Below are 13,162 nucleotides of genomic sequence, written 5' to 3' on the forward strand. Positions count from 1 at the left end.
GCGGCTCCGGGTACCCGTGCGGACGGCACGACGTAAGACGCCACGGAAAAGGGAGACACCTATGCCTGACGACGACCGTACGAAGCGGCCCACCACCGCCGTGGGGGAGACGATGCGGGAGATCGCCGACGCCGAGAAGCCCGGGACGCCGAAGAAACGCGCGGAGGAGCGGCGGCACGAGGGGGAGGGGGCCGACGCGATCACGCCGAACACCGAGGCGCAGCGGGAATCGCAGGGCGACTGAGCGAGGGCACGGGCCCGGCGGCGGGCAGGACGTCTCAGGCAGTACGTTTCAAGAGACGAACGTGGCATCGCCGCCGGGCCCGCCCGTGCGCGGAATCCGGCGATCCCGGGGGCCCGGCGCCGATGGAGGGGCCCCGCGACACCGCAGCAGGAATCAACGTGTGAACTCTGCCGGCATGGGAACACCGGGACAGTGCCGCCCTGAACGGCGGACCGCGGAGCGGGCCACGTTCCGCATCGCTCCTGCGATCACTTCACATCCGCAGCTCCCCACACCTCCCCGTGCGAGCGCGCATCTCCCCCCTCAGCGACGGTCCGCCCCCTGACGTGCGGACCGGTGCGACTCGGCGCGGGACCGAGGACTCCCATGACTGATGCCACGCCTTCCACACCCTGGCGGCGCGCCGTGGTGACCGGCGGTGCCGGTTTCCTCGGCAGCCATCTGTGCGAGCACCTCGTGGAGCACGGCGTCGCGGTCGACTGCGTCGACAACCTGTCGTCCGGTTCCCGCGCCAACGTCGCCCACCTCGTCGGCCGCCCCGGCTTCCGGTACTACGAGCAGGACGTGTGTGCCGACGGCACCCCGGACCGGCTGCCGGGCCCCTACGACCTGGTCCTGCACTTCGCCTGCCCCGCCTCCCCGGCCGACTACCTACGGCTGCCGCTGGAGACCCTGGACTGCGGGAGCCTCGGCACGCGCAACATGCTGGCCGTCGCGGAGCGTGACGGTGCCCGCTTCCTGCTGGCCTCCACCTCCGAGGTGTACGGCGACCCCCTGGTGCACCCCCAGCGCGAGGACTACTGGGGCAACGTCAACCCGGTCGGCCCGCGCAGCGTCTACGACGAGTCCAAACGGTTCTCCGAGGCGCTGGTCACCGCCCATGTGGGCGCCCACGGCGCGGACGCCGGCATCGTCCGCCTGTTCAACACCTACGGTCCGCGCATGCGCCCGCTGGACGGCCGGGCCGTGCCCGTCTTCGTCTGCCGGGCCCTGGCCGGGGAGCCGCTGCCGGTGGCCGGTGACGGCAGCCAGACCCGGTCGCTGTGCTACGTCGACGACACGGTGGACGGCATCCTGCTGGTCGCGGCCAGCCGGTCGGTACGGCCGGTCAACATCGGCGGCACCGACGAGGTGACCGTCCGCGACATCGCGCTGCGCGTGGTGGAACTCGCCCGCTCCGCCTCCCGGATCGAGTACGTGGACCGCCCGGCCGACGACCCGCAGCGCCGCCGCCCCGACACCACCCTGGCGCGCGAACTGCTGGGCTGGACCCCGCGGGTGCCCTGGGAGGAGGGCATCCGGCGGACCATCGACCACTTCGCCGCCGCCCGCTTCGGCGCACCCGCGCCCGCCCCGTCGCCCGCGTCGCCCAACGGCGACCACCCGGAGCCGTACGAGCACCCCGCGCCCAGCCGCCTGCCCTCGTAGCGCCCGCGCCCCATCCCCCCAGCTCACGGAGGCATCCGCATGCGCGTCCTCGGCATCAACTCCCTCTTCCACGACCCGGCCGCCGCCCTGATCGTGGACGGCCGCGTCGTGGCGGCGGCGGAGGAGGAGCGGTTCAGCCGGCGCAAGCACGGCAAGCGCCCGGTGCCCTTCTCGGCCTGGGAACTGCCGGAGCTGTCCGCCCGCTGGTGTCTGGACCGCGCCGGGCTCGACCCCTCCGCGCTGGACGCCGTCGCCTACTCCTACGACCCTGAACTGGCCCTCCCGGCAGAGCAGTTGGGTCTGAACGACCCCTGGGACCGGCTACGGCAGGAATACGCCCGCGAGGCACCCGGATTCCTGGCCGAGGCGCTGCCCGGGCTCGACCCGGACAAAGTGCGCTTCGTCCCCCACCACGTGGCCCACGCCGCCTCCGCCGGACAGGCGTCCCCCTACCCGGACTGCGCCGTCCTGGTGCTGGACGGCCGCGGCGAATGCGGCTCCCACCTGGCCGGCCGCTACACCGCCCGCCAACTCGACGTGCTGGCCGCGCAGTCCCTGCCCGACTCGATGGGCCTGTTCTACGAGGAACTCACCGAACACCTCGGATTCCTGCGCAGCAGCGACGAGTTCAAGGTGATGGCGCTCGCCTCGTACGGCAAGCCCCGCTTCCTCGACGAACTGCGCGAATACGTCGGCACGGACGGCCAGGGACGGTTCCGGGCCCGCTCGGTGCCCTGGGCCGAACTCGCCCCGCCCCGGCCCGCCGGGGAACCGTGGACCGAGGAGCACGCCGACCTCGCCGCCAGCGCCCAGGCATGCCTGGAGGAGGTACTGCTCGGCCTCGCCCGGTGGCTGCACGAGCGCACCGGTGACCGGGTGCTCACCCTCGCCGGGGGCGTCGCCCTCAACTGTGTGGCCAACACCCGGCTGCACCGCGAGGGCCCCTTCGACACCGTCTGGGTGCAGCCCGCCGCCGGGGACGCCGGTACCGCACTCGGCGCCGCCCTGCACGTCGCCCACCAACAGGAGCCGGTGGAGGCGATGCCGACCGCCGCGCTCGGCCGGGAATGGAGCGTGCCCGAGCTGCGCGCCTGGCTGGAGCGGGCCGCCGTACCGTACGAGGAACCCGAGGACATCGCGGAGACGGTCGCGGAGGAACTCGCCCGCGACGGCATCGTGGCCTGGTTCCAGGGGCGCAGCGAGTACGGGCCGCGCGCCCTCGGGCACCGGTCGCTGCTGGCCCACCCGGGCCGCGCCGCCAACCTCGAACGCCTCAACGCGGTCAAGGGGCGCGAGGAGTTCCGGCCCGTCGCGCCGATGGTGCTGGCCGAACGCGCCGCCGAACTCTTCGACGGTCCGCTGCCCAGCCCGTACATGCTCTTCGTGCACGAGGTCGCCGAGGCGTGGCGGGCGCGCATCCCGGCCGTCGTGCACGTGGACGGCACCGCGCGCATCCAGACCGTCGACCGGGCCGAGGAGCCCCTGGTGGCCCGCATGATCGAGGGGTTCGAGCGACGCACCGGGCTGCCGGTGGTGGTCAACACCAGCCTCAACACCGCGGGCCGTCCGATGGTCGACGACCCGCGTGACGCGCTGGAGTGCTTCGGCTCCGCCCCCGTCGACCTGCTCGCCCTAGGCCCCTTCGCCGTCCGGCGCGCGGAGGTCTTCGCATGACGGCCGCGCCCGCCTACAGCGTCGTCGTCCCGACGATCGGCCGCGCCTGCCTCGCGGACTGCCTGTGCGCGCTGGCCGAGGCCGCCGGGCACCCGCCCGAGGAGATCGTCGTCGTGGACGACCGGCCCGACCCCGCCGCCCCGCTGCCGCTCGCCGCCGCCGGAGCGCTGCGCGAACGGGTACGCGTCCTCGGCACCGGGGGCCGGGGACCAGCCGCCGCCCGCAACACCGGGTGGCGCACGGTGAACACGCCCTGGACCGTCTTCCTCGACGACGACGTCCAGGTGCTGCCCGACTGGTCCCGCGGACTCGCCGAGGACCTCGCGCGGGCGGGAAGGGCCACCGGGGGCATCCAGGGCCGGCTGACCGTGCCGCTCCCGGCCGGGCGCAGGCCCACCGACTTCGAACGCGGCACCGCCGGGCTGGAGTCGGCCGCCTGGGCCACGGCCGACATGGCGTACCGGACGGCGGCGCTCGCCGCCGCCGGCGGCTTCGACGAACGGTTCCGCCGCGCGTTCCGCGAGGACGCCGACCTCGCGCTGCGCGTGCTGGCCGCGGGCTGGACGCTGCACCGGGGCGTGCGCACCACCCGGCATCCGGTGCGGGCCGCCGACCCCTGGGTTTCGGTGCGGGCGCAGCGGGGCAACGCCGACGACGCGCTGATGAACCGGCTGCACGGCCGGGACTGGTGGGCCCGCGCCCAGGCGCCGCGCGGACGGCTGCCGCTGCACGCGCTGGTCACGGCCGCCGGACTCGCCGCACCCGCCCTCGCGCTCGCCGGGCGGCGCCGTGCCGCCGCCGTCGCCGGGGCCCTGTGGGCGGCGGGCACCGCCGAGTTCGCCCTCGCCCGCATCCTGCCCGGCCCGCGCACCGCGCGCGAGACCGCGACCATGGCCGCGACCAGCGTCGTCATCCCCCCGCTCGCCGTCGGCCACCGGCTCACCGGCCGGATACGCCACCGCGACGCCGCACCGCTGAGGAGGGTGCCATGAACCGCCGGGACACCCCCGCCGCCGTCCTCTTCGACCGCGACGGCACCCTGGTCGCCGACGTCCCCTACAACGGCGACCCCGGCCGGGTCCGGCTGCTGCCCGGCGCCTGGCAGGCCGTGGACCTGCTGCGCGCCGCCGGGATCGCCACCGGTGTGGTGAGCAACCAGTCGGGCGTCGGCCGGGGCCTGATCTCCGACGCCGCCGTCCGCCGCGTCAACGCCCGCGCCGACGAACTGCTCGGCGGTCTCGGCGTCTGGGTCTACTGCCCGCACACCCCCGACGCGGGCTGCGACTGCCGCAAACCCCGGCCGGGACTGGTGCTCCGGGCCGCCGAGACCCTCGGACAGGCGCCGCACGACTGCGTGGTCATCGGGGACATCGCCGCCGATGTGCGGGCCGGCCGGGCCGCCGGGGCCCGCGCCATCCTCGTCGCCAACGCGGCCACCCGGCCCGAGGAGGTCGCGGCGGAACCCGACACCGCCGCCGACCTGCTCGCGGCCGTACGGTCGCTGCTGCCCCGGACGGGGGGTGGGCGGACATGACGGCACTGGTCGTACGGCTCGACAGCTTCGGTGACGTACTGCTCGCCGGGCCCGCCGTGCGCGCGGTCGCCGCGCACCACGAGCACGTCGCCCTGCTCTGCGGCCCGCGCGGGGCACCGGCCGCCCGGCTGCTGCCCGGCGTCGACGAGGTACTGGTGTGGGAGGCGCCCTGGGAGGGCTTCGACCCGCCCGACGTCCGACAGGCCGACATCGACGACCTGTTGAGCCGTCTGCGGGCGGTCGCGGCGGACGACGCGCTCATTCTCACCTCCTTCCACCAGAGCCCCCTGCCCACCGCCCTGCTGCTGCGCCTGGCCGGAGTCGCCCGCACCGGCGCCGACAGCACCGACCACCCCGGCCGGCTGCTCGACGTACGGCACCGGCGGCTGCCGGGGCGGCACGAGGCCGAGGCCGCGCTCGACACCGCCCTCGCCATGGGGTTCACCCCGCGCCCCGGCGACGACGGGCGGCTGCGCGTGCTGCCGCCCCCCGACACCGCCGCCCTCACCGGCAACGGCCCCTACGTCGTCGTCCACCCCGGCGCCAGCGCACCGGCGCGCGCCTGGAGCCCCGAACGGTGCGCCGAGGCCGTCGCCCTGCTCACCGACGCGGGACACCGGGTGGTCGTCACGGGCGGACCCGACGAGAGCGAGCTGACCCGGCGGGTGAGCGGCGGCACCGCGATCGACCTGGGCGGCCGCACCGACCCGCGCACCCTGTCCGGCGTGCTGCGCCTGGCCGGCGCGGTGGTGTGCGGCAACACCGGCCCGGCCCATCTGGCGGCCGCCGTCGGGACACCGGTCGTGTCGCTCTTCGCCCCGGTGGTCCCGGCCGAGCGCTGGGGCCCGTACGGGGTGCCCAGCGTGCTGCTCGGCCGTCAGGACGCCCCCTGCGCGGACAGCAGGGCCCGGCAGTGCCCGGTCCCCGGCCATCCGTGCCTGGACGAGGTGACGGCGCACGACGTGCTCAGCGCCGTCCAGAAGCTGCTCCAGCCCGCGATGTGAGGAGGGAGAACCATGAACATCCTGGTATGGCATGTGCACGGCTCATGGCTGACGGCGTTCGTGCAGGGCCGCGCCACCTTCCTCGTCCCGGTCACCGAGGACCGCGGACCCGACGGACTCGGCCGCGCCCGCACCTGGCAGTGGCCCGACACCGTGCTCGAACGCACCCCGGAGCAACTGCGGGACGTCGACATCGACCTGATGGTGCTCCAGCGGCCGCACGAACTCGACCTGGCCCACCGCTGGACCGGCCGCCGCCCCGGCATCGACGCGCCCGCCGTCTACGTCGAGCACAACAGCCCCCACGAGTCGGCCGTGGACACCCGGCACCCGCTGGCCGGCCGGTCCGACGTACCCCTCGTGCACGTCACCCACTTCAACCACCTGATGTGGGACAACGGACGGGCACCGACGACGGTGATCGAGCACGGGATCATCGATCCCGGCCACCGGTGGACGGGGGAGGAGCCGCGGGCCGCCGTCGTCGTCAACGAGCCCGTGCGCAGGGGCCGTACCACCGGCACGGACCTGCTGCCCCGGTTCGCGTCCTGGGCGCCGCTGGACGTCTTCGGCATGCGCACCGAGGATCTCGCCGGGCACCTCGGCCTGCCGCCCGAACGCTGCCGCAGCCGGGACCTCGCCCAGGACGACCTGCACTCGGCGATGGCCCGCTGCCGGCTGTACGTGCACCCGATCCGCTGGACCTCGCTGGGACTGTCCCTGCTGGAGGCCATGTTCCTCGGCATGCCGGTGGTCGCGCTCGACACCACCGAGGTGCGCGAGGCGGTGCCCGACGGCGCGGGGGTCGTCTCCAACCGCCTGGAGGTGCTCGGCTCCGCCGTCCGCGCCTTCCTCGCCGACCCCGGCCAGGCGCGGCGGACCGGCGAGGCGGCCCGGGCGGCCGCGCTGGCCCGCTACGGAGAGCGGCGGTTCCTGGACGACTGGGAACGCCTGATCAAGGAGGTCACCCGATGACTCACCACCACACCCCGGCCCACGTCGCCATGGTCTCCGAACACGCCAGCCCCCTGGCCGCACTCGGCGGCCCGGACGCGGGCGGCCAGAACGTCTACGTGGCCCAGCTCGCCGGAGTGCTGGCCCGCCGCGGCCACCACGTCACCGTGTACACCCGCCGCGACTCGCCCCGGCTGCCGGACCGGGTGCGCACCGCCGACGGCGTCGAAGTGGTCCATGTCCCGGCGGGACCGGCCGCACCCGTACCCAAGGACGAACTCCCGCCGTACATGCTTGAGTTCGGCGCCTGGCTGGGCCGGGAGTGGGCCGAGCGGCGCCCTGATGTGGTGCACGCCCACTTCTGGATGTCCGGCACCGCCGCCCTGGCCGGAGCCCGCGAACTCGGCGTGCCGGTGGTGCAGACCTACCACGCCCTCGGCACCGTGAAGAGACGGCACCAGCGGGCCGCGGACACCAGCCCCGCCGACCGGATCGTCACGGAGACGGTCGTCGGCCGGGCCTGCGACGCCATCATCGCCACCTGCGCCGACGAGGTGGCGGAACTTCAGGCCATGGGGCTGCCCCGCGACCGCATGCACGTCGTGCCCTGCGGCGTCGACCCCGAGCAGTTCGCCCCGCGCCCCCGGCCCGCACACTCCGGGAAGCACCGCCTGCTCACCGTGGGCCGGCTCGTCCCGCGCAAGGGCTTCGACCGTACGATCCGCGCCCTGGCCCACATCCCGGACGCCGAACTGCTCATCGCGGGCGGCCCGGAACCGGCCCTGCTCTTCGCCGAGCCCGAGGCGGAACGGCTGCTGGCCCTCGCCGGGGAGTACGGCGTGGCCGACCGCGTCACCCTGCTCGGCGGGGTCGGCCGCGAGGACATGCCCGCGCTGATGTCCGACGCCGACCTGGTCCTCTCCCTGCCCCGCTACGAGCCGTTCGGCATCGTCCCCGTCGAGGCCATGGCCTGCGGGACCCCGCTCGTCGCCACCGCCGTCGGCGGACAGCTCGACACCGTCGTCGACGGCCGCACCGGCGTCCTGGTCCCGCCCGGCGACGGCGACGAGGCCGCGATCGGCGCCGTCGTCCGCGAACTCCTGGCCGACCCCGCCCGGCTGGCCCGCTACGGCGCCGAGGGGCGGCGACGCGTGCTGGAGCGCTACACCTGGGACCGCGTCGCCGACGGGGTCAGCCGCGTCTACGGCGCGGTGTCGTCCGTCCCCTCGCTCTCCGGAGTCGTCCGATGAACACCGCCACCGACACCACGCACTGCGACGACCTGATGACGGCGCTCACCGTCTTCCGCGAGGACGCCGCCCGCGTCCACCGGTGGGGCGGCACCCTCGCCGCCCATCTCGCCGACGGCTCCCGGCTCCTGGTCGCGGGCAACGGCGGCAGCGCCGCCCAGGCCCAGCACCTGACGGCCGAACTGGTGGGCCGCTACCGCGCCGACCGGCCGCCGTTCTCCGCGCTCGCCCTGCACGCCGACACCTCCGCCACCACGGCCATCGCCAACGACTACGGCGTGCAGGAGATCTTCGCCCGCCAGGTCGGCGCCCACGGCCGCGCCGGCGACCTGCTGATGCTGCTGTCCACCAGCGGCGCCAGCGCCAACCTGCTCGTCGCCGCCACCGAGGCCCACCGCCTCGGCATGACCGTCTGGGCGCTGACCGGCCCCGCCCCCAACCCCCTCCAGGCCGCCGCCGACGACGCCCTGTGCGTGCGGGCGGACAGCACCGCCACCGTGCAGGAACTGCACCTGGTCGCCGTGCACATGCTCTGCGAGTCCTTCGACAGCGCGATCGAACGCCACACGGCGCGCCCACGGCGGTCACCGGCCCGGCAGCACTGGGCGGTGACCGGGAAGGAACGCCCATGACCGGTCCGGCCCCGCTCCTCGTCGTGGGGGACGCCCTCCTCGACCACGACCTGTTCGGCCGCGTCGAGCGGCTCGCGCCCGACGCGCCCGTACCCGTCGTCAGTGACGTCCGCCGCGCCACCCGGCCCGGCGGGGCGGCGCTGGCCGCCTGGCTCGCCGCCGCCGACGGCCGGGACGTCACCCTGGTCACCGCGCTCGGCGACGACCCCTCCAGCGCCGAACTCCGCGCCGCGCTCGGCGACCGGGTCCATCTCGTGCCGCTGCCCCTTGACGGCACCCTCTCCAGCAAGACCCGCGTCCTCGCCGAGGGCAGGCCGCTGCTGCGCCTGGACGACGGCGAGGGCCGGGCCGAGGAGGCGACGGCCGAGGCCCGCCGGGCCGTCGCCGCCGCGGGCGCCGTCCTGGTGGCCGACTACGGCCGCGGCTGCGCCGACGTCCTGCGGGCCGCGCTCACCGAGGCCGCCGCCAGGGTCCCCGTCGTCTGGGACCCGCACCCGCGCGGCCGCCCGCCCGTCCCCGGCGTCCGCCTGGCGACACCGTCCGCCACCGAGGCCCACGCCTTCGCCGCCCGCAGCGGCGGCGGTCCGGCGGGGGACCCCGACGACGAACTGCGCGTCGCGGCCCAGGACGCGCACCAGCTCGTCGGGGACTGGCGGGCCGCGTCCGTGGCCGTGACGATGAGCGGGCGCGGCGCGCTCCTCTCGCACGGCGGCACCCCGCTCATGGTCCCCTCGCCGGTCACCGCCCAGGGCGACGCCTGTGGCGCGGGCGACCGCTTCGCCGCGACGGCCGCCGGGCTCCTGGCCGACGGCCAGCTCATCGAGGCCGCCGTGCGCGGCGCCGTGCACGCCGCCACCCGGTACGTCGCCGAGGGCGGCGTCCGCACCCTGGACGGCGGCCGGACCCCCGAACCCGCGCCCCCGGCCGCCGTCGGCGCCCCCACCGACGAGGCGCTGCGCACGGCCGCCCGGGTACGGGCCGCGGGCGGGACCGTCGTCGCGGCCGGCGGCTGCTTCGACCTGCTGCACGCCGGCCATGTGGCCCTGCTCCAGGCGGCCCGCCGCACCGGCGACTGCCTGGTGGTGTGCGTCAACTCCGACGCCTCCGTACGCCGCCGCAAGGGCGACGGCCGCCCGCTCGTCCCGCTCGCCGACCGGGTACGGGTCCTGCGCGCCCTGGAGTGCGTCGACGCGGTGGCCGTCTTCGACGAGGACACCCCCGAACTCCTCCTCGCCCGGCTCCGTCCCCACATCTGGGCCAAGGGCGGTGACTACGCCCGCACCGACCTCCCCGAGGCGTCCCTGGTGGCCAGTTGGGACGGCCAGGTCGTGCTCTTCCCGTACCTCGACGGGCGTTCCACCAGCGGCATCGCCGAACGCGCCGCCCACGCCCCCGGCAGCCCGGACGGAGCGCGCCGATGACCTCTCCGCCCGACCGCCCCCGCCTGCTGGTGCTGCGCGCCCTGGGCCTGGGCGACCTGCTGGCCGGAGTGCCCGCGCTGCGCGGCATCCGCCGGGCCTTCCCGGCCCACCGGGTCGTCCTCGCCCTGCCCCCCGCGTTCACCGACGCGGCCCTCGCCACCGGGACGATCGACGCCGTACTGCCCGCCGAGGCACCCGGACGCGCCGTCCCCGTACTGACCCACTGGCCGGGCCCGCCCCCCGACCTGGCGATCGACCTGCACGGCAACGGACCCGAGAGCCGCGACGCCCTCGCCGCGCTCCATCCCCGGTACCTGCTGGCCCACGCCCACCGGGGCCCCGGCTCCCGGCCGCCCCCCGCCTGGCGGGCCGACGAGCACGAACGGGAGCGCTGGTGCCGCTTCCTGGCCGCGTACGGCATCCCCGCCGACCCGGCCGACCTGCGGCTGCACCCGCCGGCCGAACCCTCACCGGCACCGGGCGCCGTCGTCGTCCATCCGGGGGCCGACGCCGTCGCCCGGCGCTGGCCCGCCGAACGCTTCGGAGCCGTCGCCCGGCGGCTGCGCGACCTCGGACACCAGGTCGTCGTCACGGGCGGGCCCGGTGAGGACCGGCTCGTCCAGGACGTCGCCGACAGCGCGGGTGTGCCCGACGTGGACCTGCTCACCGGCGGGCTGCCCTTCGGCGCCCTCTCCGCGCTCGTCGCCCACGCCGCGCTGGTCGTCAGCGGCGACACCGGGATCGCCCACCTCGCGGCCGCCCACGGCACCCCCTCGGTGACGCTCTTCGGGCCCGTACCGCCCGCCCTGTGGGGGCCGCCCCCGCTGCCGCGCCACCGTGCCCTGTGGCGGCCCGGCCCGCCCGGCGACCCGCACGGCACGGTCACCGACCCCGGCCTGCTCAGGATCGGTGCCGAGGAGGCCGTCGTCGCCGCGCTGGCCCTGCTGCGGCCCTCCCCACCCACCGGACCGCCGAGAGGAGACGGCGTCGATGCCGGTGCCCTCCACCTCTGACCCCTCGGCCACGCGCCCGGACACCGCCGAGGACCGGGTCACCGTCGCCGTGATCACCCGCGACCGGTGCGCCAGCCTCGTCCGCACCCTGGACGCCCTGACCGCGCTGCCCGAACGGCCACCGGTCATCGTCGTCGACAACAGCACCGGTGACGCCTCGCTCCGCGCCGTCCGGCACCACCCGGGCGCCCCCCGGCTGCTGCGCCCCCGCGCCAACACCGGGGCGCTCGGCCGCAACCTCGCCGTGGACCGCGCCGACACCCCCTACGTCGCGTTCAGCGACGACGACTCCTGGTGGGAGCCCGGCGCGCTGCGCCGCGCCGCCGACCTGCTGGACGCCCACCCCCGGCTGGGCCTGGTGACCGCCCGCACCCTGGTCGGCCCCGACGGCACCGAGGACCCCCTGAACACCGTGCTCGCCGCCTCCCCGCTGCCGGCCGAACCGGACCTGCCGGGGCGCCCGGTACTCGGCTTCCTCGCCTGCGCCTGCGTGGTCCGCAAGGACGCGTTCCGCGCGGCCGGCGGCTTCCATCCGCTGCTCTTCTTCGGCGGCGAGGAGACCCTGCTCGCCTACGACCTCGCCGCCGACGGCTGGGGCGTCGCCTACGACCCTTCCCTGACGGCGCGCCACCACCCCGCCCCCGCGGGGCGCCACGGCCGCAATCCCCGGCTGTGGCGCAACGAGGTCCTCACCCTCTGGCTGCGCCGTCCGCTGTCCGCCGCCCTCGCGGCCAGCGCCCGCCTTGCGGTGGCCGCCGCCACGGGCCGCCCGGGAGCCGCACCCGCGCTGCGCGAACTCCTCGTCCGGCTGCCCGCCGCCCTGGCCCGCCGCCACCGGCTGCCCCGCCCCGTCGAGCGGGCGGCCCGTCTCGTCGACACCGACCGGGCCGCCCGCGCCCGGCGGGAGGGACCGGCATGACCACGACCGGACCGGACACCCGTACGACCGTGGTGGTCATCACCCACAACCGGCGGGACGAACTGCTGCGGACACTCGGCCAGTTGGTGAAGCTGCCGGAGGCGCCCGAGGTGATCGTCACCGACAACGGCTCGGGCGACGGCACGGCCGAGGCGGTCCGCCGGGACTTCCCCGGGACACGGCTGCTGGAGCCCGGCCGCAACCTGGGCGCCGTCGGCCGCAACCTCGCGGTGCGCGAGGTCCGCACCCCGTACGTCGCCTTCTGCGACGACGACTCCTGGTGGGAGCCGGGCAGCCTGCGCCGGGCCGCGGACGCGCTCGACGCCCGGCCGGGGCTCGCCGCCGTCACCGCCCGCATCGTCATGGAACCCTCCGGCGCGGAGGACCCGGTCACGGCGGAACTGCGGGACTCGCCGCTCACCGGCCCCGACTGGCTGCCCGGCCCGGCCCTGGGCTCGTTCCTCGCGGCCGCCACCGTCCTGCGCGCCGACGCCTTCCGGGGCGCGGGCGGCTTCCATCCGGGGCTGTGGCTCGGCGGTGAGGAGGAGCTGCTCGCCACCGACCTGCTGCGCCAGGGCTGGTGGCTCAGCTACCTGGACGACCTGACCGCCCATCACGAGGCGTCCGTACGGCGCGACAGCACCGAGCGCCGGGTCCTCGGGCTGCGCAACACCCTGTGGTTCACCTGGCTGCGGCGCCCCCTGCTGCCCGCGCTGTTCCGCACCGGCGGGCTTCTGGCCACCGTGCCCCGGGACGCCGCCTCGGCCCGCGCCGTCGCCCGAGCGCTGGCCGGGGTGCCCTGGGTGCTCCGGCAGCGCGACCCGGTCCCGCCCGATCTGGAGCGACGGCTGAGCATCCTCCAGCGGGCCCGCCGGGGCTCGACCGCCCGCAAGTACGTGGGGTGACCTCCCGGCCCGAGTCAGAGTTCCGTCCCGGTGTCCGCGTCGATGCCCGCCCGATCCGGGGCAGCGGGCTCCGCAACGGCCGGCTCCCATATCGGGCCACCCCGCCCCGCATGCTCCCGGGGCCACGGGGTACCCGCGACGGACCGCCCGACCGGCGCGGCGAGCCCGGACCCCCGGCAGACGA

The 13,162-nt window shown here is 76.3% G+C and carries 13 protein-coding genes; all 13 read left to right on the top strand.

What is annotated here, in order from left to right; genetic code table 11:
* Positions 1 to 61: 61 nt before the first annotated feature.
* Positions 62 to 244 (top strand): hypothetical protein, encoded by a 183-nt coding sequence (locus tag OG448_RS26910; RefSeq protein WP_405557561.1) that lies wholly within the window; start codon positions 62 to 64, stop codon positions 242 to 244.
* A gap of 366 nt (positions 245 to 610) precedes the next feature.
* Complete coding sequence (locus tag OG448_RS26915) at positions 611 to 1,672, top strand: NAD-dependent epimerase/dehydratase family protein (protein ID WP_405557563.1); 1,062 nt, start codon at positions 611 to 613, stop codon at positions 1,670 to 1,672.
* A gap of 39 nt (positions 1,673 to 1,711) precedes the next feature.
* Positions 1,712 to 3,346: a carbamoyltransferase gene (locus tag OG448_RS26920; protein WP_405557565.1), complete on the top strand. Its 1,635-nt coding sequence runs from the start codon at positions 1,712 to 1,714 to the stop codon at positions 3,344 to 3,346.
* Complete coding sequence (locus OG448_RS26925; RefSeq protein WP_405557566.1) at positions 3,343 to 4,338, top strand: glycosyltransferase family 2 protein; 996 nt, start codon at positions 3,343 to 3,345, stop codon at positions 4,336 to 4,338. Before OG448_RS26920 ends, OG448_RS26925 begins: the two co-directional genes overlap by 4 nt.
* Complete coding sequence (locus OG448_RS26930; protein WP_405557568.1) at positions 4,335 to 4,880, top strand: D-glycero-alpha-D-manno-heptose-1,7-bisphosphate 7-phosphatase; 546 nt, start codon at positions 4,335 to 4,337, stop codon at positions 4,878 to 4,880. The genes OG448_RS26925 and OG448_RS26930 overlap by 4 nt, the downstream gene beginning before the upstream one ends.
* Positions 4,877 to 5,884: a glycosyltransferase family 9 protein gene (locus tag OG448_RS26935; RefSeq protein ID WP_405557570.1), complete on the top strand. Its 1,008-nt coding sequence runs from the start codon at positions 4,877 to 4,879 to the stop codon at positions 5,882 to 5,884. The genes OG448_RS26930 and OG448_RS26935 overlap by 4 nt, the downstream gene beginning before the upstream one ends.
* A 12-nt stretch (positions 5,885 to 5,896) precedes the next feature.
* Positions 5,897 to 6,859, top strand: a complete 963-nt coding sequence (locus OG448_RS26940; RefSeq protein WP_405557572.1) for a glycosyltransferase — start codon at positions 5,897 to 5,899, stop codon at positions 6,857 to 6,859.
* Positions 6,856 to 8,088: a glycosyltransferase gene (locus tag OG448_RS26945; protein WP_405557574.1), complete on the top strand. Its 1,233-nt coding sequence runs from the start codon at positions 6,856 to 6,858 to the stop codon at positions 8,086 to 8,088. The genes OG448_RS26940 and OG448_RS26945 overlap by 4 nt, the downstream gene beginning before the upstream one ends.
* Positions 8,085 to 8,720 carry an SIS domain-containing protein gene (locus OG448_RS26950; RefSeq protein ID WP_356426879.1) on the top strand — a complete coding sequence of 212 codons (636 nt, stop codon included), beginning with the start codon at positions 8,085 to 8,087 and terminating at the stop codon, positions 8,718 to 8,720. The genes OG448_RS26945 and OG448_RS26950 overlap by 4 nt, the downstream gene beginning before the upstream one ends.
* Complete coding sequence (locus OG448_RS26955; RefSeq protein ID WP_405557576.1) at positions 8,717 to 10,141, top strand: PfkB family carbohydrate kinase; 1,425 nt, start codon at positions 8,717 to 8,719, stop codon at positions 10,139 to 10,141. The genes OG448_RS26950 and OG448_RS26955 overlap by 4 nt, the downstream gene beginning before the upstream one ends.
* Positions 10,138 to 11,154, top strand: coding sequence for a glycosyltransferase family 9 protein (locus tag OG448_RS26960; RefSeq protein WP_405557578.1), 1,017 nt, complete (start codon positions 10,138 to 10,140; stop codon positions 11,152 to 11,154). The genes OG448_RS26955 and OG448_RS26960 overlap by 4 nt, the downstream gene beginning before the upstream one ends.
* Positions 11,132 to 12,073, top strand: coding sequence for a glycosyltransferase family 2 protein (locus OG448_RS26965; RefSeq protein ID WP_405557580.1), 942 nt, complete (start codon positions 11,132 to 11,134; stop codon positions 12,071 to 12,073). The genes OG448_RS26960 and OG448_RS26965 overlap by 23 nt, the downstream gene beginning before the upstream one ends.
* Complete coding sequence (locus OG448_RS26970; protein WP_405557582.1) at positions 12,070 to 12,978, top strand: glycosyltransferase family 2 protein; 909 nt, start codon at positions 12,070 to 12,072, stop codon at positions 12,976 to 12,978. The genes OG448_RS26965 and OG448_RS26970 overlap by 4 nt, the downstream gene beginning before the upstream one ends.
* Positions 12,979 to 13,162 lie beyond the last annotated feature (184 nt).

Source organism: Streptomyces sp. NBC_01171 (assembly GCF_045039805.1).
Lineage (GTDB): Bacteria > Actinomycetota > Actinomycetes > Streptomycetales > Streptomycetaceae > Streptomyces.

Bases quoted from the DNA above. Each gene is read 5' to 3' on its own strand.
- OG448_RS26910 (WP_405557561.1), top strand. From the start codon at position 62: ATGCCTGACGACGACCGTACGAAGCGGCCCACCACCGCCGTGGGGGAG.
- OG448_RS26915 (WP_405557563.1), top strand. From the start codon at position 611: ATGACTGATGCCACGCCTTCCACACCCTGGCGGCGCGCCGTGGTGACC.
- OG448_RS26920 (WP_405557565.1), top strand. From the start codon at position 1,712: ATGCGCGTCCTCGGCATCAACTCCCTCTTCCACGACCCGGCCGCCGCC.
- OG448_RS26925 (WP_405557566.1), top strand. From the start codon at position 3,343: ATGACGGCCGCGCCCGCCTACAGCGTCGTCGTCCCGACGATCGGCCGC.
- OG448_RS26930 (WP_405557568.1), top strand. From the start codon at position 4,335: ATGAACCGCCGGGACACCCCCGCCGCCGTCCTCTTCGACCGCGACGGC.
- OG448_RS26935 (WP_405557570.1), top strand. From the start codon at position 4,877: ATGACGGCACTGGTCGTACGGCTCGACAGCTTCGGTGACGTACTGCTC.
- OG448_RS26940 (WP_405557572.1), top strand. From the start codon at position 5,897: ATGAACATCCTGGTATGGCATGTGCACGGCTCATGGCTGACGGCGTTC.
- OG448_RS26945 (WP_405557574.1), top strand. From the start codon at position 6,856: ATGACTCACCACCACACCCCGGCCCACGTCGCCATGGTCTCCGAACAC.
- OG448_RS26950 (WP_356426879.1), top strand. From the start codon at position 8,085: ATGAACACCGCCACCGACACCACGCACTGCGACGACCTGATGACGGCG.
- OG448_RS26955 (WP_405557576.1), top strand. From the start codon at position 8,717: ATGACCGGTCCGGCCCCGCTCCTCGTCGTGGGGGACGCCCTCCTCGAC.
- OG448_RS26960 (WP_405557578.1), top strand. From the start codon at position 10,138: ATGACCTCTCCGCCCGACCGCCCCCGCCTGCTGGTGCTGCGCGCCCTG.
- OG448_RS26965 (WP_405557580.1), top strand. From the start codon at position 11,132: ATGCCGGTGCCCTCCACCTCTGACCCCTCGGCCACGCGCCCGGACACC.
- OG448_RS26970 (WP_405557582.1), top strand. From the start codon at position 12,070: ATGACCACGACCGGACCGGACACCCGTACGACCGTGGTGGTCATCACC.